Source organism: Streptomyces diacarni (genome assembly GCF_003323715.1).
GTDB lineage: Bacteria > Actinomycetota > Actinomycetes > Streptomycetales > Streptomycetaceae > Streptomyces > Streptomyces diacarni.
The window spans coordinates 346,628-366,382 of the sequence record NZ_QOIN01000046.1 but is presented as its reverse complement, the minus strand read 5'-3'; the positions used below and the strand labels follow the sequence as shown (position 1 = coordinate 366,382).

General features: G+C 70.8%; 17 protein-coding genes. 11 read left to right on the top strand and 6 right to left on the bottom strand.

Annotated elements, in window-relative coordinates; translation table 11 throughout:
* Window positions 1-14 precede the first annotated feature (14 nt).
* Entirely contained in the window at window positions 15-3,281 is a 3,267-nt protein-coding gene (gene fdh, locus DTL70_RS18455) for a formate dehydrogenase (RefSeq protein WP_114023048.1), read from the top strand.
* Here fdh and DTL70_RS33260 read toward each other — a convergent pair.
* Window positions 3,227-3,466, bottom strand: a complete 240-nt coding sequence (locus DTL70_RS33260) for a hypothetical protein (protein ID WP_147266792.1) — start codon at window positions 3,464-3,466, stop codon at window positions 3,227-3,229. The two genes, fdh and DTL70_RS33260, sit on opposite strands and share 55 nt — an antisense overlap.
* Window positions 3,467-3,589: 123 nt before the next feature.
* Between DTL70_RS33260 and DTL70_RS18450 the strand changes: the two genes are divergently transcribed.
* Complete coding sequence (locus DTL70_RS18450; RefSeq protein ID WP_114023047.1) at window positions 3,590-4,534, top strand: 4Fe-4S dicluster domain-containing protein; 945 nt, start codon at window positions 3,590-3,592, stop codon at window positions 4,532-4,534.
* Window positions 4,531-5,538 carry an NrfD/PsrC family molybdoenzyme membrane anchor subunit gene (gene nrfD / locus DTL70_RS18445; protein ID WP_114023046.1) on the top strand — a complete coding sequence of 336 codons (1,008 nt, stop codon included), beginning with the start codon at window positions 4,531-4,533 and terminating at the stop codon, window positions 5,536-5,538. Before DTL70_RS18450 ends, nrfD begins: the two co-directional genes overlap by 4 nt.
* Before the next feature lie 606 nt (window positions 5,539-6,144).
* Here nrfD and DTL70_RS18440 read toward each other — a convergent pair.
* The 5 genes from DTL70_RS18440 to DTL70_RS18420 all read right to left on the bottom strand — a co-directional run bounded on the left by DTL70_RS18440 (window position 6,145) and on the right by DTL70_RS18420 (window position 9,160).
* Complete coding sequence (locus tag DTL70_RS18440) at window positions 6,145-6,660, bottom strand: VOC family protein (protein WP_114023045.1); 516 nt, start codon at window positions 6,658-6,660, stop codon at window positions 6,145-6,147.
* A 112-nt stretch (window positions 6,661-6,772) separates the two neighbouring features.
* On the bottom strand, window positions 6,773-7,201 hold the full coding sequence (locus DTL70_RS18435; RefSeq protein ID WP_114023044.1) for an ATP-binding protein: 429 nt from the start codon (window positions 7,199-7,201) through the stop codon (window positions 6,773-6,775).
* A 210-nt stretch (window positions 7,202-7,411) separates the two neighbouring features.
* Entirely contained in the window at window positions 7,412-7,747 is a 336-nt protein-coding gene (locus DTL70_RS18430) for an Asp23/Gls24 family envelope stress response protein (protein WP_114023043.1), read from the bottom strand.
* Window positions 7,737-8,468 (bottom strand): Asp23/Gls24 family envelope stress response protein, encoded by a 732-nt coding sequence (locus tag DTL70_RS18425; RefSeq protein WP_181860981.1) that lies wholly within the window; start codon window positions 8,466-8,468, stop codon window positions 7,737-7,739. The genes DTL70_RS18430 and DTL70_RS18425 overlap by 11 nt, the downstream gene beginning before the upstream one ends.
* Before the next feature lie 107 nt (window positions 8,469-8,575).
* The gene (locus DTL70_RS18420) at window positions 8,576-9,160 is read right to left on the bottom strand and encodes an RNA polymerase sigma factor (RefSeq protein WP_181860980.1); all 585 of its coding nucleotides are present in this window, start codon (window positions 9,158-9,160) and stop codon (window positions 8,576-8,578) included.
* A 172-nt stretch (window positions 9,161-9,332) separates the two neighbouring features.
* On the opposite strand from DTL70_RS18420, the gene DTL70_RS18415 reads away from it, so the two are divergent.
* From DTL70_RS18415 to DTL70_RS18380, 8 genes are all read left to right on the top strand, one after another.
* A complete protein-coding gene (locus DTL70_RS18415; protein ID WP_114023042.1) occupies window positions 9,333-9,827 on the top strand; it encodes an Asp23/Gls24 family envelope stress response protein in 495 nt (164 codons plus the stop codon).
* Window positions 9,828-9,951: 124 nt separating this feature from the next.
* Window positions 9,952-10,137, top strand: coding sequence for a hypothetical protein (locus DTL70_RS18410; RefSeq protein ID WP_114023041.1), 186 nt, complete (start codon window positions 9,952-9,954; stop codon window positions 10,135-10,137).
* Entirely contained in the window at window positions 10,134-11,285 is a 1,152-nt protein-coding gene (locus DTL70_RS33585) for a DUF6286 domain-containing Asp23/Gls24 family envelope stress response protein (RefSeq protein ID WP_181860979.1), read from the top strand. Before DTL70_RS18410 ends, DTL70_RS33585 begins: the two co-directional genes overlap by 4 nt.
* Window positions 11,269-11,865, top strand: a complete 597-nt coding sequence (locus tag DTL70_RS33255) for a hypothetical protein (RefSeq protein WP_147266791.1) — start codon at window positions 11,269-11,271, stop codon at window positions 11,863-11,865. Before DTL70_RS33585 ends, DTL70_RS33255 begins: the two co-directional genes overlap by 17 nt.
* 267 nt (window positions 11,866-12,132) lie before the next feature.
* A complete protein-coding gene (locus tag DTL70_RS18395; protein WP_114023038.1) occupies window positions 12,133-13,224 on the top strand; it encodes a YihY/virulence factor BrkB family protein in 1,092 nt (363 codons plus the stop codon).
* Between the two features lie 215 nt (window positions 13,225-13,439).
* Window positions 13,440-13,961 (top strand): STAS domain-containing protein, encoded by a 522-nt coding sequence (locus DTL70_RS18390; RefSeq protein WP_114023037.1) that lies wholly within the window; start codon window positions 13,440-13,442, stop codon window positions 13,959-13,961.
* 397 nt (window positions 13,962-14,358) lie between these two features.
* Window positions 14,359-15,663: a PP2C family protein-serine/threonine phosphatase gene (locus DTL70_RS18385; protein ID WP_114023036.1), complete on the top strand. Its 1,305-nt coding sequence runs from the start codon at window positions 14,359-14,361 to the stop codon at window positions 15,661-15,663.
* 198 nt (window positions 15,664-15,861) lie between these two features.
* A complete protein-coding gene (locus DTL70_RS18380) occupies window positions 15,862-19,698 on the top strand; it encodes a nitrate reductase subunit alpha (RefSeq protein ID WP_245979450.1) in 3,837 nt (1,278 codons plus the stop codon).
* Window positions 19,699-19,755: the final 57 nt, after the last annotated feature.

The window sequence follows — 19,755 nt, the reverse complement described above, 5'->3', positions numbered from 1 at the left end:
TGAGAGGACGTGGAATGGGCGTACGTACCTGGATCAAGGACTGGCCCGTGTACCGGCAGGCCATGGGCAGCGGCGATCCGACGGGCAGAGGCGCGGCCGCCTCCTCCTCGTACACCCGTTCCCTGCGGCCGCGCACCCATTCCGCCGACCGTGTCGTCAAATCGATCTGCCCCTACTGCGCCGTCGGCTGCGGCCAGGACGTGTACGTCAAGGACGAACAGGTCGTCCAGATCGAGGGCGATCCCGACTCCCCCGTCAGCAGGGGCAGGCTCTGTCCCAAGGGCGCGGCCACGCTCCAGCTGACCACGGGTGACGCCCGCCGCCACGAGGTGCTCTACCGGCGCCCCCACGGCACCGACTGGGAGCGGCTCGACCTGGAGACGGCCATGGACATGGTGGCCGACCGTGTCCTCCGCACGCGCCGCCAGGGCTGGGAAGACGAACGCGACGGCGTCCGCGTCAACCGCACCATGGGCCTCGCGGCGCTGGGCGGCGCGGCGCTGGACAACGAGGAGAACTACCTCATCAAGAAGCTGCTCACGGCCCTCGGCGTAGTGCAGATCGAGAACCAGGCGCGGGTCTGCCACAGCTCCACCGTCGCCGGGCTCGGCACCTCGTTCGGGCGGGGCGGCGCCACCACCTTCCTCCAGGACCTCCAGCACGCCGACTGCATCGTCATCGAGGGCTCCAACTTCGCCGAGGCACACCCGGTCGGCTTCCAGTGGGTGATGGAGGCCAAGGCACGCGGCGCCACGATCATCCACGTCGACCCGCGCTTCACCCGGACGAGTGCGCTGGCCGATCTGCACGTGCCGATCCGGGCCGGCACCGACATCGCCTTCCTCGGCGGCATCATCAACTACGTGCTGTCCCACGAGGCGGACTTCCGCCAGTACGTGCTCGACTACACCAACGCCTCCACCCTCGTCGGCGAGGAGTTCTGCGACACCGAGGACCTCGACGGCGTCTTCTCCGGACTCAACCAGGAGACCGGGCACTACGACACCGCCAGCTGGCAGTACGAAGGCGACGTCGTCCAGGCCGCCTCCGGAGAGCGCGACGCGCTCTACGAGGAGCGCACCCGCCAGGGCCGCTCGGTGGCCACCGCGGGCGGCTCCGAATCGCACGGCTCCGGCGGCGCCCCCGTCTCCGGAAACCGGACACACGACCGTACGCTGCAACACCCGCGCTGCGTCTTCCAGATCCTCAAGCGCCACTACGCCCGCTACACGCCCGAGATGGTCGAAGAGACCTGCGGTATCCCGCCCGAGACCTTCCTGGGCGTGTGCCGCGCCCTGGTGGACAACTCAGGCCCCGACCGCACCTCCGCCTTCGCCTACGCCGTCGGCTGGACGCAGCACACCGTCGGCGCGCAGTACATCCGCGCCGCCTGCGTACTGCAACTCCTGCTCGGCAACATCGGCCGGCCCGGCGGCGGCATCCAGGCACTGCGCGGACACGCCAGCATCCAGGGCTCCAGCGACATCCCCACCCTCTTCAACCTGCTGCCCGGCTACATCCCGATGCCCCACGCGCACAAGGCGGAGGACCTGGACACCTTCGTCGAGGCCATGCGCACCGACAAGGGCTACTGGGGCAACATGCGCAACTACGTCGTCAGCCTGCTCAAGGCCTACTGGGGCGAGGCCGCGACCGCCGAGAACGACTACTGCTTCGACCACCTGCCCAAGCTCACCGGCTCGCACAGCACCTACGACACCGTCCTCGATCAGCTCGCGGGACGGTGCAAGGGCTACTTCCTGATGGGCGAGAACCCGGCGGTCGGCTCCGCGAACGCGAAGATGCAGCGCATGGGCATGGCCAACCTCGAATGGCTGGTGGTGCGCGACTTCTCCCTCATCGAGTCGGCCACCTGGTGGAAAGACGGCCCGGAGACGGAGACCGGCGAGCTGAAGACCGAGGAGAACGCCACCGAGGTCTTCTTCTTCCCCGCCGCCTCGCACACCGAGAAGGCCGGCTCCTTCACCAACACCAACCGGATGCTCCAGTGGCACTACCCGGCCAAGGAACCGGACGGCGAAGCCCGCAGCGACCTGTGGTTCATGTACCACCTGGGCCGCCGCATCCGCGAGAAGCTACGCGGCTCCACCGACCCGATCGACCGGCCGGTACTCGACCTGACCTGGGACTACCCGGTCGACGGACCGCTGGATGAGCCCGTCGCTGACGCGGTGCTCGCCGAGATCAACGGCCGCCACGCCGACGGCAGTCCGCTGACCCGCTACCAGGAACTGCGCGACGACGGCTCGACCTCCTGCGGCTGCTGGATCTACTGCGGCGTCTACAAGGACGGCGTCAACCAGGCCGCTCGCAAGAAGCCGCACACCCAGCAGGACTGGATCGCCGCCGAGTGGGCCTGGTCCTGGCCGTCCAACCGGCGCACCCTCTACAACCGCGCCTCCGCCGACCCCGACGGCGCCCCCTGGAGCCCGAACAAGGCCCTGGTGTGGTGGGACGCGGAGCGATCCACCTGGAGCGGCTACGACGTGCCGGACTTCGTCGCCGACCGCCCGCCCTCCCACCGGCCCGACCCGGAGGCCACCGGGCCCGACGCGCTCTCGGGCATCGACCCGTTCATCATGCAGGGCGACGGAAAGGGCTGGCTCTACGCGCCGGCCGGTCTGATGGACGGCCCCCTGCCCACCCACTACGAGCCACAGGACTCCCCCGTCCACAACCCGCTCCACCCCGACCAGCAGCGCAGCCCCGTCCGCGAGACCCACCCCCACCCGGCCAACGCCTACCACCCCAGCGGCCACGAGGCGGGCACCGGCGTCTTCCCCTACGTGGTGACGACCTACCGGCTCACCGAACACTTCACCGCGGGCGGGATGAGCCGATGGTCGCCGTACCTGTCCGAACTCCAGCCCGAGTTCTTCTGCGAGATCTCCCCCCAACTCGCCGCAGAGCGCGGCCTGGAACACACGGGATGGGCCACCGTCGTGACCGCCCGCGGCGCCGTGGAAGCACGCGTCCTGGTCACCGAACGGATGCGCCCCCTGCGAGTGGGCGGCCACACCGTGCACCAGATCGGACTGCCCTACCACTGGGGTCGCAACGGCTACGCACGCGGCGACGCCGCCAACGAACTCACCTCCATCGCGCTGGACCCGAACGTCCACATCCAGGAAGTCAAGGCCCTCACCGCCGACATCAGGCCGGGCCGCCGCCCACGCGGCCCCGAACTGCTGACCCTCCTCTCGGACTACCGCGAACGAGCAGGCATCACCGAGCACACCGGGACGGAGGTACGGGGATGACGGACGGCGGTCACGGCGGTCACGACGGTCACGACGGTCACGGCGGTACGGGGGCCGCTGGAGGCGCCGCGGGTGCCGCTGGTGGCAAGGCGGGTGCCGCCGGGGGTGGCGCGGGTGCCGCCGGGGGTGGCGCGGGTGCCGCCGGGGGCAGCGGCCACGGCGGCCATGGCGGTCACAAGGATCACGGAGGTCACGAAGGTCGCAGAGGCCCCGAAGGCAGCAGGAGTGGCGCGAGCAGCGGGGGCGCTGGGGTGGCCGCAGCCGATAGCACAGGGTCGGCCGCTGCCGGCGGTACGGGGACGCGTGAGGTGACGGCCACCGTCGAGCGCGTCGGCTTCTTCACCGACACCTCCGTGTGCATCGGCTGCAAGGCATGCGAGGTGGCCTGCAAGGAGTGGAACGCCATCCCGGAAGACGGCATGGAGCTGACCGGGATGAGCTACGACAACACCCAGGGACTCGGCGCCTCCACCTGGAGACACGTCGCCTTCATCGAACAGAGCAAGCCGGTCGTGCCCAAGACCCACCAGGGCCGGCACCAGGGTGAGCACCAGCACCAAGGGGACGGCTCTCGAAATCCCCAAAGCGAAGGGGCGGAGGACGACGCCGACGTCTTCGCCCTGGCCGCCCAAGGCTCCGGCTCCTCCGAACTGCGCTGGTTGATGTCCTCCGACGTGTGCAAGCACTGCACACACGCCGCCTGCCTCGACGTCTGCCCGACCGGCTCACTCTTCCGCACCGAGTTCGGCACGGTGGTGGTGCAAGAGGACATCTGCAACGGCTGCGGCTACTGCGTACCCGCCTGCCCTTACGGCGTCATCGAACAGCGCCCCGACGACGGCCGCGCCTTCAAGTGCACCCTGTGCTACGACCGGCTCGGCGAAAGCCAGACGCCCGCCTGCGCCAAGGCGTGCCCCACCGAGTCGATCCAGTACGGCCCACTGGACGAGCTGCGCGAACGAGCAGCAGCCAGGGTCGAGGAACTGCACCGCGCGGGCGTCCCCGACGCCCGGCTCTACGGCCACGACCCCGACGACGGCGTGGGCGGCGACGGCGCGTTCTTCCTGCTGCTCGACGAACCCGAGGTCTACGGCCTCCCACCCGATCCGGTGGTGACCACCCGCGACCTGCCCGCCATGTGGAAGCAGGCAGGCGCGGCCGCACTCACCCTGCTGGGCGGACTCGCCGCCGCCTTCGCGACAAGCGGCAAACCGAAGACCACACGCAGCCCGTTCGCAAGGAGGCGGCTATGACGACGGCCCCGCTCAACGGCGGCAAGCGGCGCCGCAAGCGCCGCGGCGAACAAACGGTCGTCCCCGACGCGGAGTTCACCTCCTACTACGGCAAGCCCATCCTCAACACCCCCGAGTGGAAACCCCTCAACATCGGCGGCTACTTCTTCCTCGGCGGACTCGCCGGAGCCGGCTCGCTGCTGGCCGCCGGAGCCACGGCGACACAGCGGCCCGTGATGGCGCGCTCCATGAAGATCACCTCCACGGTGGCCATCGCGGGCTCCGCCGCAGCGCTCATCCACGACCTCGGCAAACCCGCCAGATTCGCCAACATGCTGCGCGTTCTCAAACCGACCTCCCCGATGAGCGTCGGCTCCTGGCTGCTGGCCGCCTACGGGCCGCTGGCCGGCGCCGCCGCCATCTCGGACATGACAGGCGTCCTGCCACGCGCCGGGCACACCGCCACCGCGGGCGCCGCGTTGCTCGGACCCGCCGTCGCCACCTACACGGCCGTACTGGCCTCCGACACCGCGACGCCCGCCTGGCACGACGGCTACCGCGAACTGCCCTTCGTCTTCGCCGGATCCGCCACCGCCGCCGCGGCCGGCACCGCGCTGCTGACCGCACCCCTGCGGGAGAACCGGCCCGCGCGGCACGCCGCCCTCTTCGGCGCCGCGCTGGAGGCCGCCGCGACCCACCGGATGGAGTCCAGGCTGGGCATGGTCGCCGAGACGTACCGCGAGGGGCTCGCGGGACGGCTGATGCGCTCCGCCAAGGTGCTCACCGCGGCCGGCGCACTGGCCGGCGCCGCGACAGGCGGCCGCAACCGCGGCCTGGCAGCGCTGAGCGGGGCGGCCCTGCTGGCCGGATCGGTCTGCACCCGCCTGGGGGTCTTCCACGCGGGCCGCGCGACACTGGCCGATCCGAAGTACACCGTGGTACCGCAACGGGAACGGCTCCGCGCCCGCGAAGCCGCCCAGTCCACCCCGGCGACCGACCACGCACCACCCACCGATCCGACCTGACCCCGCTCACCGACCGGCTGAGCCGGTGAGCCCGCCGCCCGACCCGGCCGGCACCCGTCTGTCCGATTGGTCGACTGGCCGGCTCTCGGCTGATGAGCTGGTCGGCTGGTCAGCTGGCCGGCTGGTCGGCTGGTCGGCTGGTCGGCTGCCTGACCGACTGACTGGCTGACCGCCGACGCATCTGAACCGATACGGGGAAGACCGCCCGCCTCCTGCGGGCTGACGACAAGGGTCCGCATTCCGGACTCCAGCTGACGCCCGCCAAAGCCCTTCCCGTGCGCCCCACCTCAGCTGACACCCGGCAAAGCCCTGCTCGGGCCGGGTCGGCCGATGGCCAGGAGCCGCCTGCGCGAACCGCACTCACAACCAGGAGCGACCTGCCCCGGCCGGGTTCACCACCAGGAGCCACCCGCCCGAACCCGGCTCACCAGGGAGCATGCCGGGGTCGACCTCAAGCGCGCTCATGCATCCTTACCTCGTGCCGGGGGCCGGCACGCTCCGGCCGGTCCCAGCTGGAGCGGAGCGCGGAGGGGGGCGACGACCGACGACCACGCCGCGAGCACGCGTGCGCCCCCACGAGCCAACCGTGCGTGCCGCCTGAGAGCTCTACGGATGCCAGCGACGCAACTCGGTGGTCTCCTCGTAGGGCATGGGATCGGGGTAGGTCAGCAGCTCCAAAGTGCTCCCCCAGGGGGTGCGACAGTAGAGGAATCGGTTGCGGGGACCAGCCTCGGGGCCCGGCAGGGGACGAGGCTCATCCGGCACGGTCCCGCCCGCCTCACGCACGGCCTCACAAGCGGCGGGCAGATCCTCGACGTAGCACGCCAGGTGCTGCCAGCCCAGATCACTCGGAACCGCCGCTTCCCGTCGGCGGGGACCGCGGAATTCGAACAGCTCCAGACCTGGGCCGTGCGGCAGACGCAGCATCCGCATGGCCACCTGCTCGGTGCCCGCTGGTACCCCCAGGCGCCGCACGGTCTCCTCACCCCTCTTGGGCCCTTCCTCCCGCGGCAGCGTGTCATACAGTTTCTCAGCCCCGAGCGCCCGAACGAAGAATTCCGTCGCGGCATCGATATCGGGAACGGTCACTCCGACATGGTCGATTCCCCGTACGACATGCATTTCCCGTACCACCCTCACCCGCGTAGCCGTCACCGAGCCGCATCGGGCTTCGCGCGACGTGGCCGTGGCCGCTGCCGCCGCCCGCGGTGATTCCCGCGAGCTCTTCGCCTCCTCACATCGGAATACCCGCGTGAATGATCTTCCCATTGTTGCGACGCAGCCGAATGGTGATGTCGTGGGCCAGGTGGCGGATGATGGGCCAGCCGAATCCTCCGTTTTCCCCGCCCTCAAGGCTTCCCGGGGGCCGCTCCCGCGGAAGCGCGGAATTGGAATCCCCCACGTCGACTGTGAGGGTGTCGCGCGTGGCTCCCAATTGGAAGTCCGTGACGCCGTTCCCGTACCGCAGCGCGTTGGTCACCAACTCGGACACCACCAGCAGGAACGTCTCCGTGGTCTCCTGCGAGGGTTCTGGCACGAGAGTGGTGAGAAATTCCCGAGTGAGCTGACGGGCCTCGAAACTGCCGCTCACGTAAGCGGTCTGTGCCATGGCCGCCGGAAGAGTTCGCTCCTCCTCGTCCTGAAGCGCTGTTGCCTGATCCATGTCTGTCTCCCGTCTTCGCGGTCGCTCACCGTGGAAAACGGCCGGCCCCCGCGAATGTGGGGGTCTTTCCTCTCCCCGGCGCAGTAGTACGCAAAGCGTGCTACTGCGCCGCCCGCCGAGCGGTGCCCCGCTTGAACGCTCGAACGGATGCAGGGTCAGTTACCCGGCGCCTCCGTCTTCATGCATCGACCCGCGCGAGCCTGGGAGAGGTCAGACCATTCCGGAGACCGTGACGGTGACACGCACCGGGGTTTCGCCGAAGGAATCCGCCACCGCGGACCGCACCGCGCGAGTGACGTCCAACGCCCGGTGACCGCGCTGCAGCACGATGTGCACCTCCGCCGTCCACGGCGGGCCCTGGCGCACCCGCACGCCCGCCGTCGGGTCGGCCCGGCGACGGTCCGGACCCTTCCCCGTCCTGGCGAGAGCCGAGGCGGAGGCCCGCAGCCTGCCTGCCAGGCCAGGCTTCAGAAAGGCGACACCCGGAACCTGGAGAGCGGCTGCCGCCGCGGCTGCGACGCGCTGTTCCCGCTCGTCACCGGTCATCGAGGGTCACCTCCCAGCCACCGACCGGGGGCCGCCCCGACCCAGTCCTCCCGTGATCCGCCCGGCCCGGCATGCCTATCTCCTCGTCGTCGTCCTCGTCGGCGTAGATGTCGGTGATCCGGATATCGATGGCGGCGACATCCATCCCCAGTTCGTGGTCCACCGCCATGCGCACCTGCTCACGCACCCCGTCGGCCACCTCCCGCAGCGGAGCGAGATCGGAGACGGCCACCTCCAGCTGCACGTGGGTCGGGCTGCGCCGCTCCTCCGGCGCCCGGGCCGGGACGAACTGCTCTGGCGGCGGGCCGATGCGGCAGGAGCCCGCGTGTACCCCCTCCAGTGACTCGGCCGCTGCCCGCACCGTCTTCGCGGCCGCCGCCTCCATGATCCACAGATCCTCGGTCGTCTCCCCCAGCGGAAGAGGGCGGCCGGGGCGCAGCTCCAGCCGCACCACGTCCATGACTCGCGCGGTCAGCGCCGTGGTGTCCCAGCCCCGCCCGTCTCCGTCGTCCGGCTCCGAGGCCAGCACGTCCCGCACCGTGTCACCGAGCAGACCGAGCTCCGCACGTGCCGTGGAGCAGTGCGGGCACTCGCGCAGATGCGGATCACCCGCCCCCTGGTCATCCGCTTCCCACACCTCCGAGAGCAGCCGGCCGCACGGCAGGCGCTCATCGACCCCCTCGTCCTCGATCTCCTCCATAGCGGCATCCTCTTCGCCCATGGTGGGAACTTCTGCCGGACTGATCGCTCCTGCCGGAGCGGTACCCTCCTGCGGGAGGAGCCCGTCCTGGATTCCGTCTGCTCCGTGTGCCGGATAGGTCCCGTCGTTTATCGCCATGCGCCCATCGCCTCCGTCAGACAGCGCCGCGCGCGGAAAACCCGTCCCCGAACCGCCTCGGGGCGGATACCGACCGTCTCCGCGATCTCCTCGTGGGACAGCCCGTCCATCTCCCTGAGCACCCAGCACACGCGTTGCTCGGGCGAGAGCCGCGCCAGGGCCTCGAACAGCGCCTTGGCCGCCGCCTGCGACTCCGCCGACCGCTCCGGGGAGACCAGGTGGTCGGGCGCGGCGGGCTCGGGAATGCTGTCCAGGCCGGTGAGGGGCCTACGACTGCGCAGCACGTTGAGACAGCGGTTGCTCACGATGCGGTATATCCACGTCTGGAAGCCGGCCTGTTGCCGGAACTCCGGCAGCTTCCGCCACGCGCTCACCAATGATTCCTGCACCGCGTCCTCAGCCTCCGCTCGGTTGCCGAGCAGCCGCGTCGCGAGCCGCAGCAGCGCGGGCGCGTAGCGGCGTACGAGGGCCTCGAAAGCCTCCTCATCACCCTGCCCCGCCCGCACGGCCAGCAGCGCGTCGCGCAACACGCCCTCCGCGTCCGCTGGCGACCTCGTCTTCTCATCCCCCGGCAACGGCGGCTCCTTTCACTCGCCTCTGCGGGTTGGACACGTCGGCTCCCGATCGCGTTACGCGGTCACGGCGGCGATTTTCAAAAATTTTCTTCCCCCAACTGCGTAACGGATCGGCGCCCGGTGTGTCGGAAGCAGTAGACAGGCACGATCCCGACTCATCGAGGAGGCAACGATGACCACGCCGCAGAAGACCCTCAACCCGGCGGAGAGCAAGCTGAACCAGGCGAAGACGCCCGGCTCCACGACGGTGAGCGGTGGCGCCCCGGGCGCCGCGGAGCCCGCGCCCACCCGCGGCAAGACGTCGATCGCGGATGTCGTGGTCGTCAAGATCTCGGGGATGGCCGCGCGGGAGATCCCCGGCGTGTGGGACATGGGCGGTGGTCTGTCCCGCACGATCGGCGCAGTCCGCGACCGGGTGCCCGGCGGCCGCCCCAACGTGGGGCGGGGCGTCAAGGTGGAGGTCGGTGAACGGCAGACCGCCATCGATCTCGACCTGGTGCTGGAGTACGGCGTCCCGATCATGGACGTCGCCCGTGACGTGCGGGAGAACGTGATCTCGGCGGTGGAGCGCATCACCGGTCTGGAGGTCGTCGAGGTCAACGTTGCCGTCAACGACATCCACCTGCCCGAGGAGGAAGACACCGGCTCGGACACCCGCGTCGAGTGACCCGACGGGCGTCCTGCCTCTCGCGGCGGGCGCGTGGCCCGGTCTCACGGTCGCCGCGACTCGGTCTGGAGGCGGTCGGCGGGACATACGGGGCGATTGACGGACGAGGTGAGGGGAGACAAGGGTGAACGGAGCGTTGATCGGCCTGGTGGTCGGCATGGCCTTGGCGTTCGCCGCGTGGTTCGGCGGCTTCGGGGCTTTTCTGCTGGTGGCCGCGCTGGGAGCGATCGGGTTCGCGGTCGGCCGGATGGTGGACGACGGCCTTGACTGGCGGGAGTTCCTGCGCGGCGCTGATCGGAGGCGCCGGTGATCGAGCCCGGCCGACGCGGCTCCACCACCGTCGCCGACCGCGCGGTGCGACGGATCGCCCAGCGGGCCGCCGCCGAAGCACTGCCCGAGGGCCAGGTCGAGGTCACGGGCACGTCAGCCTCCGTTCAGGGGCAGCGCACCCACGTCGCTGTCGACGTCACACTGCCCTATCCGACGGCACTGGAGGAGACCAGCTCCCGGGTGCAGCAGCATCTGACGCAAGGGACCGCGTGGTTGACGGGGCTGACGGTGACCAAGGCCCGGGTCCGGGTGGGCACCCTGGCGAGCCGCCCGGCGGCCGACAGATTGACGCGCCAGCCGGCCGACACGCCCGAGGAACCGTCCACCGCTCCACGGCGCCGGGCGGCACGGCCTTGGTCGCAGCGGAGCGTGCCCATGGCTCTGCTCATTCTGCTGGGACTGCTGGCGTGCGCCGTCCTGCTCGCCGACGTGGTGTCCGTGCACGCATCGGGCCGCTCCCCGTCCCCTTGGCGCCGGGATCTTGTCGAGTGGCTCTCCGGTCACGGCCCGGGCGACGCGTCCGTCACCGTCGGTGGCGCGGTGGCCGCCGTGGCCGGACTGTGGCTGGCGTGGCTGGCTCTCACCCCCGGGCTGCGGCGGCTCCTGCCGGCCTCCCCTCCCGGGCAGCGGACACATGTCACGCTGGAGCGCTCCTCCGTGGCGGTCCTCGTGCGGGACGCGGTCTCCACGGTGGAAGGTGTCGCCCGCGTCGCGGTCCGGTGCGGGCGCCGCCGGGTCCGGGTCCGCGCGGCAGTGAGCTTCGGCGAGCGGGTGGCCGCGCGGGAGGCGGCGCGGGGCGCGGCCGCTGAAGCCTTGCGCGGCTGTGGCCTGGCCCGCCCGCCACGGCTACGGGTCACCGTCCGACCCGAGCCCCACTGGCGCCCGCCCGGGGAGACCCCCACCCCGGCCGGGTCACCCCCCGCGCCAGGCAGCGGCTCCACCCCAGCCCCCGCCGGTCCAGGGCTTCCGGGCGACGAGGCCGCGCCGGGCGGAAACTCTGGCAGGGCGACCACGACGACGCAGGATGTGGCGGGCGACTCCGCCACGGAAGCCGACGCCCCGGGCCGGAGTGCCGGCGGCGAGGGAAACGAAGGAGAGGAGGAAACAGGGCATGAGCAGTCCACGTAAGGCCACCAACAGGACACTGCTGCTCCTGACCGGCGTCGCGCTGCTTGCCGGTGGCGTGTGGCTGCTGAGTACGTCGTCCTGGGTTGCCGACCGGGTGGGCCACCACCTGCCGCCCTGGTGGCCCACTGCCGAACCGGGATCGGTGCTGCTGGATCGGCCGGGGCTGAATGAGCTGCGAGAGCGGGCGTGGTGGACGCCTGTGATCATCACCGGCACGGCGTTGCTGCTCGTGGCGCTCTTGCTGGGGCTTCTTGCCCAGGCCAGACGAGGCGGATTGCGGGTGCTTCCGCTTTCCCACCCGGAAGTCACTGTACGGACGCATGCCCTGGCGGACGCGCTGACGCGTGAGGTGCGCGCCTTGCCTTCGGTAGCGGGCGCCCATGTACGGGTGCGGGCGAGGGCGCGGGAGCTGCGAGCGCACATCCATCTCCGGTTGGAGCCCGGTGCCCGACCCGAGACAGTACTCAGACAATTGTTCGACGAACCGCTCGCCCAGGCTCGTTCCACGGCAGCGCCCCGTCCGGTCAGAGCGGACGTCCGGATAAGCGTACGCTCACACCGTTCCCAGCGCGCCGCCTAACGAGCTCAGCCATCCCGAACGGCCGACCCCCGGCGGCGGATACGTCCGGCCGGGGATCCGCACCAGCCCTCCCCCGACCACCGAGCAGCAACGACGGCAGCCCCTCGGCAGCCGATCGTCGACCGATCGACGACGGCCCCAGCGATGCAACTCAGACGCCGACCGACAGGCCCGGATGCCGACCGGCGCGGCGCACCCGCGCCCCCCGGCACCACCGCCCTCTGCCCCGCACCACCACAGCCCCGAGCGACAGGCGAGAGAGGAAGCATGGCAAGACCCCAGCCACCCACCGGCGGAACCACGCCACCGCCGCACCGGGACTGGCGGACGGCACTGCGTCGCACGCCCGTCTCGATGTGGAACGACGACGTGTCGGACTGGGCAGCCGCGCTCACCTATTATGCGATCCTCGCGCTGCTTCCCGCACTGCTGGTGACGGTCTCGCTCATCGGGTTGGTCAGCCCGGCCGCCACCGACGAGTTGATCGAGCACATCACGGCATGGGCGCCGGCACAGGCCGGTGAATCGCTGCACCAGGTGTTGCGCAACATGGCGGATGAGCGGTCGGCGGCGCTGACGGTGGTCATAGTGGGCGGGGTCAGCGCGATGTGGTCGGCGTCGAGCTACCTGGCGGTGTTCCGGCGGGCGCTGCACGCGATGCACGCGGTGGAGGATCAGCGGCCGGTGTTGCGCAAGGCGCACCGGATCGTACTGACGGCGCTCGCCGCGCTGGGACTGCTGGTGGCCAGCGCGCTGGTGCTCACTCTTTCGGGGCCCGTGGCGCAGACGATCGGACGCTGGATGGGAATGGGCGGCACGGGCGCCGTGGTGTGGGCGCTGTTCAAGTGGCCGGTGCTGTTGTGCCTGGTCACGCTGCTGGTCGTGGTGGTCTTCCGCACCGGCCCCGCGACACCCCTGGCGCGGCGTTACCGACTCGCGGGCGGGATCTTGGCGGCGCTGCTGTGGCTGGTGGCCTCGGCGGGGTTCACCCTGTACGCGTCGTTGAGCGCGTACAGCAGGCTGTACGGTTCACTGGCGGGGATCGTCGTCTTCCTGATCTGGCTGTGGTTGTCCAACCTGTCCCTGCTGGCCGGTGCGCAGTTCATGGCGGAACTGACCCGCCCACACGGCAAGACGGGCATGCGGGCGGCGCGCACGGCTCCGCCCGACGGAGGCGAAGGTCGACGGGAGAGCAAGTCCGACGGAGGTGGAGGTCCTCGGGAGAGCGACACCGAGGAGCGTGACTCGCAGGAAAGTGACTCGGCCGACGCGCCGTCACATGCGGTCGGCGGGACGTACGATCTCCGTGGACGGGAACGACGGAAACGTACGCAAGAAGTGGTACCGAGCGAGCACTGAGAGCGGCGGGCGGGGACAGCCCCTCCCTCACCGGCTCGCTTGTGCGCGGCAGTGTGGGGGTGTCTGATGCGCGCTGGCTTGGCTGCCGGGTTTGTCGGGCTCCACTCCGGGGAGGCCTGTTCGAATGGTCGGGTTTGGGATACTCGGAGAGCGCGGGTCTGTGATCGGGCAGGCGCGCACAGAGCACCGGCACTCTGCCGGGGGACGGAGGCGGAGTGAGGTCGCGGGAGAACGACCGTCTGACCATCACCCCGCTCACCGTTAAGGACGAGTGCGCGGTACTGCGGTTCAGCGGTGAACTGGACAGGGCATCGGAAGAGTTCTACCTGGACCGCATCGGGGCCGTGGTCACCTCGGGGTATCGCCATCTGGTGCTGGATGTGACCGCTCTGGTCTTCTGCGATTCGCGAGGGCTCAACTGCCTGCTCGCGCTGCGCTGGCTGCTGCACAGAAGAGAGGGCAGTCTCCTGCTCGCCTGCGTGGGGCGACGGCTGGCCGCGGTGCTCGCCCTCACGGGCAGCACCGAGGTACTGCCGGTCTTCACCAGTGTCAGCGAAGCCCTGCGCACGCTACCCGCGGATCAGCGACCGGAGTGGCCGCCAGTCGGCAGCGTCGACCCGGGCATTCCGCTGCACAGCCCGGAGCCACTGGAGACTTCGTGGCAGCAGGATGCGAACCCGCACCTTCCACTGAACCAGATGGGCCTGGACTCCAGGGGCCCGGACACCCGGGCCTGAGCCCAGCGGCTTCCATCCCCTTCCCTGCTCCCCCGGCGGAGCCCCTCGCAGGCGGAGCCCCCCGGCAGAGCCACGAGTCCGGCCACCTCGACCGAGCTGTCCTCGACCGGCCCGTCCTCCACGGAGCGGCACCGGCCCGAATCCCGCTCCTCGTGGTACGCCCGCCTCGCCCCCTCCCCTGTTGCACCTCAGATCCCTCGCCCTCTCACCCCGCACGGTCCTCGCACGGGCGCCACGGCACCCCACAAGTGCCACAGCACCCCACAAGTGCCACAGCACCGCACAGGTACCACGGCATCGCACGGGTGTCGCGGTGTCGCGACGAGCGACGGGCCGGGTCCGGGTGAGGATGGGGGCCGGACCTCGCAACCGGAGCGTCTCACGCTAGGAACGGGCCATGGAGCAGCTGGGGCAGCAGCACAAGGTGGTGGACCGGCTTCGGCCGACCGCGCTGCAGACGCAGAGCAGTGTTGAGCAGCAGCGGCCGAAGTCCCTTTCGACGCGCGTGTTCGCTGCGTGGCTGGCGGCCTTGACCCTGCTGGTGCTCGTCCTGAGTCTGGCGGCGGGGTCCGAGGTTCGGCTGATCGGGTTGTTGATCTTTCTGCCGGCGATCGCGGCGAGCCTGGGGACGGTGCGGCAGACGCAGGTGGCCTCCGTGTGGGCACTGGCCGCGGTGACCGCTTCCCTCGCACGGTCGCCCGGCTATCACTTGGACGACGGCATCACGTTGGCGTTGACGCTGGTCTTCGCGGGACTCGCGGTCTACGGCAGTCGCTGGCGTATCGCGCGGGACACCGAACTGCTGCGGCTGCGCTCGACGGCGGCCGTCGTCCAGCAGCACATCCTGCATCCGTTGCCGGAGCTGACGTCGCAGGTGCGGGTGGACGGGATCTTCGAGCCGGTACAGGAGGACAAGCTTTTCGGTGGCGACATCTACGACGTGGCCGCCACCCGCTACGGCACCCGGGTGCTGATCGGTGACGTGCAGGGGAAGGGGCTGTCGGCGGTGGGGGTGGCGTTCGCCGTGCTGGGGGGTTTCCGTGAGGCGGCGCACCGGGAGCCGACGCCGGCCGGGCTGGTGGACGCGTTGGAGATGTCCGTCGTCCGGCACAACGCCTATGCCCGCCAGTCGGGTGAGCCGGAGCGGTTCGTGACGGCGCTGGTGGTGTGCGTGGACCCGGTGGACCAGGGGACGGCGCAGGCCGTCAACTGCGGTCACCTGCCGCCCTTCCTGGTGCGGGATTCCTGCGCTCCCGTCCAGGTCGAGCTGGGTGACATCGGTGTGCCGTTGGGTCTGGCGTCGCTGGTCAGCGAGGGCCGTGTGGCGGACGGTTTCAGTTTTCCGCCGGAATCGACGCTATTGCTGTACACGGACGGGCTGTCGGAGGCCAGGGACGGGGACGGGTTGTTCTATCCGTTGGCCGAGCGGCTCGCCGCCCTGGTGGAAGAGTCGAAGGCTGCCGGTTCGACGCCCTCCGAGACCGAGGAGACCCAAGAGAAGGCCGGGGAGGGGGCGCAGAGAGGGGGTGGGAGGGGCGAGGCCGCGGGGCGGTCAGAGGGCTCCGCGGTGGGGCTGGCGCAGGCGCTCAGGGAAGACGTACGGGCCTTCACTCACCCGCATCAGCAGGACGACCTCGCGATTCTCACGCTGGAGCGCCTGTCGGTACCTGCCGTGCAGTCGGCGGGGGATGACGGCGAGTGAACCCCTGGTGCATGTACGACGCAATTACTGTAAAGGCCACGGAAAAGTCGGTATAGGTGTTCTCCAACCAACCCAAAAACCGCGCGTTTTCGACAGGAAAGAGGGAGAGGCTGTCGTCCGGAGCGGGGGAGTTCCGGATGGCGGAAGGGTGGCTGTCCGCGCGAGGTCGGCGCGACGCCCCCGGGAGGGTTGGTTTCGATGGGACGCCCGAAGGCGCGTCAGAAAGCGGATCAGGCCGCCATGGCGGCGACGGACCGGCTGCTGAGAGCGGGGGCCTCCCTGCGACGCACGGAGACGACCGCGGACCTGCGTGCCGCCTACCGCCCCGAGCAGCGGGTCAACGACAGTCCGTACCGGGAACGCTGGGCACACGACAAGGTCGTGCGCTCCACTCACGGGGTCAACTGCACGGGGTCGTGTTCGTGGAAGGTGTACGTCAAGGACGGGCTGATCACCTGGGAGACCCAGCAGACCGACTACCCCTCGGTCGGTCCGGACCGGCCCGAGTACGAGCCGCGCGGTTGCCCGCGGGGAGCCTCGTTCTCCTGGTACACCTACTCCCCCACGCGGGTGCGCTACCCGCATGCCCGCGGGGTGCTGGTCGAGATGTACCGGGAGGCCAGACAGCGGCTGGGTGACCCGGTCGCCGCCTGGGCCGAGATCACCGGTGACCCGGAACGCCGGCGGCGCTACCAGGCGGCGCGGGGCAAGGGCGGGCTGGTGCGGATCGGCTGGGACGAGGCACTGGAGATCGCGGCGGCCGCGCACGTCCACACGATCGGCGCCTACGGTCCCGACCGGGTCGCGGGCTTCTCGCCGATTCTGGCGATGTCGATGGCCTCGCACGCGGTGGGTGCGCGTTTCATGTCGTTGATCGGCGCGCCGATGGTCTCGTTCTACGACTGGTACGCGGACCTGCCGATCGCCTCGCCGCAGGTCTTCGGGGACCAGACGGACGTTCCCGAGTCGGGTGACTGGTGGGACGCGGCGTATCTGATGCTGTGGGGCTCCAACGTCCCGGTGACCAGGACCCCGGACGCGCACTGGATCGCGGAGGCCCGCTACCGGGGGCAGAAGGTCGTGGTCGTCTCGCCCGACTACGCGGACGCGACGAAGTTCGCCGACGAGTGGCTGCACCCCCATCCGGGCACCGACGGTGCGGTGGCGATGGCCATGGGGCACGTGGTGCTGACGGAGTTCTTCGTGCGCCGCCAGGTGCCGTACTTCACCGACTACGTCAAGCGCTTCACCGACCTGCCGTTCCTGGTGGAGATGGAGCAGCGGCCCGACGGCACCCATGTGCCGGGCAAGTTCGTGACCGCGGCCGACTTGGCGGCCGACGAGCGGCCGGCACGGTGCGGCGAGCGGAGGATGCCGGGCGCGCACCCGCCAGGAGACGAGCCTCCTTTGCCGGGCGGGCACCCTCCGCGCGACGATCACACCCCGTCGGGCGAGCCCGCCGACCGGTGGCGGCCCGTCCTGTTGGACGCCCGGACGGACCAGCCGGTTGCCCCGGGCGGGACGCTGGGCGACAGGTGGTCCGCGCGCGACGAGGGGCGCTGGAACCTCGACCTGGGCGAGGTGGAGCCGCGGCTCAGTCTCTACCGCGCCGGCGGATGCCGGACGGTGGAGACGCTGCTGCCGCGCTTCGAGAGCGAGCCGGGTGACGGCCCGGCTCAGCAGGGCGCCGTACGGCGCTCGGTGCCTGTGACGACCGTGGCGGGCCGCACCGTCACCACCGTCTTCGACCTGCTGCTGGCCCGCTACGGTGTGCACCGCCCCGGCCTGCCGGGACGGTGGCCGGCGGACTATGAGGACGCGGAGCAGCCGTGCACCCCCGCCTGGCAGGAGCGGCTGACGTCCGTCCCCGCGGGGGCGGTGGTACGCGCGGCGCGGGAGTTCGCCACCACGGCGGAGAAGACCCGGGGCCGCTGCATGATCGTCATGGGGGCCGGGACGAACCACTGGTTCCACTCGGACACGATCTACCGCTCCTTCCTGGCGCTGCTGACGTTCACCGGGTGCCAGGGCGTCAACGGGGGCGGCTGGGCGCACTACGTGGGGCAGGAGAAGGTGCGTCCGTACACGGGGTGGCAGCAGTTGCAGTCGGCCGCCGACTGGGTGCGGCCGTCCCGGCAGGTGCCCGGCACGCCGTACTGGTTCCTGCACACCGACCAGTGGCGGTACGAGAGCTTCCGCGCGGACGCGCTGGCCGCTCCCTCGGCACGCGGCGTGTTCGCCGGGCGGCACACCGTCGATCTGGTGGCGCAGTCCGCGCGGCTGGGATGGATGCCCTCGTACCCCACCTTCGCGGCGAACCCGCTTCAGCTGGGGCGGCGGGTGCGGGAGAGCGGTGCGGAACCGGGGGCCTGGGTGGCCGGCGAGCTGGCCGCGGGAAGGCTGGGTTTCGCCTGCGAGGACCCGGACGCGCCCGTCAACTGGCCGCGGGTGCTGACCGTGTGGCGGGCCAATCTGATCGGCTCGTCGGCGAAGGGCAACGAGTACTTCCTGCGCCATCTGCTGGGCGCGTCCGACAACGCCCGCGCGCGCGAGGCGCCGCCGGGCGAGCGGCCGCGCGAGGTGGCGTGGCGCGCGGAGGCGCCGCGCGGCAAGCTCGATCTGCTGCTGGCGCTGGACTTCCGGATGACGTCGACCACGCTGCACGCCGACCTCGTGCTACCGGCCGCCACCTGGTATGAAAAGCACGACCTGTCCAGCACGGACATGCACCCGTACGTGCACGCCTTCTCGCCCGCCATCAGTCCGCCCTGGCAGGCCCGCACCGACTTCGAGATCTTCCACAGTCTGGCCGCCCGCGTCGGCGAACTGGCCGAGGGCCGTCTGGACACCGCGCACGATCTGGTAGCGACCGCGCTCCAGCACGACACCCAGGGTGAGGTCGCGCAACCGGGCGGCACGGCGCCCGACTGGCGGGAGGGCGATGAACTGCCGGTCGCCGGGCGCAACCTGCCCGATTTCACGGTCGTCGAGCGTGACTACACCGCGATCGCCGACAAACTGGGCACGCTCGGACCGCTGGCGGAGAGCCGGGGCATGACCGTGCGGGGGGTCACCGTGCGTCCCGAGGCGGAGAGCCGCTGGCTGGCGGACCGGTGCGGCACCGCGCGGACGGGTGCCGCCGAGGGGCGGCCTTCCCTGGACACCGACGTCAAGCTGTGCGAGGCGATCCTGGCGCTGTCCGGGACGACCAACGGACGGCTGGCCGCCGAGGGCTTGGCGGCGCTGGCCGAACGCTGCGGCCACCAGAGCGGGCTGGGCGAGCTGGCCGCTTCGGTGACCGAGTGGCGGGTGGTCTTCTCCGACACCCAGGCGCGGCCCGTGCAGGTCGGCACCAGCTTCGAGTGGTCGGGCAAGGAGGCCCCGGACCGCCGCTACTCCCCGTTCACGGTCAACACCGAGCACCGCAAGCCCTGGCACACCCTCACGGGGCGCCAGCACTTCTACCTGGACCACGACTGGATGGCCGAGCTGGGGGAGCAACTGCCCGTCTACCGGCCACCGCTCGACCTGGCAGCGCTGGGCGAGCAGACGGACGCGGGGGGCGGGGGCGGGGCCCGCGCGGTGACCGTCCGGTACCTGACGCCGCATTCGAAGTGGTCCATCCACTCCGAGTACCAGGAGAACCTGTTGATGCAGACCCTGGCGCGCGGCGGCCCCGTCATCTGGATGGGCGTCGAGGACGCGGAGACGATCGGGGTGGCCGACAACGACTGGGTCGAGGCCGTCAACGGCAACGGCGTGGTGAGCGCGCGGGCGGTCGTCTCGCACCGGATGCCGACCGGCACGGTGTTCATGTACCACGTGCAGGAACGCCTGGTGAACGTGCCCAAGTCGCAGTCCACAGGGCGCCGTGGCGGGGTCCACAACGCGTTGACCAGGTTGCTGATCAAGCCGACCCATCTGATCGGCGGCTACGCCCAGCTCTCATTCGCGCCCAACTACTACGGACCGACCGGTAACCAGCGCGACGCGGTCACCGTCATTCGCCGCCGCACCGAGCCCGTGGAGTACTGAACCATCATGTCCGCGAAGACACCCCGGAAGCACCGGACACAAGAGACGGAAGAGTCC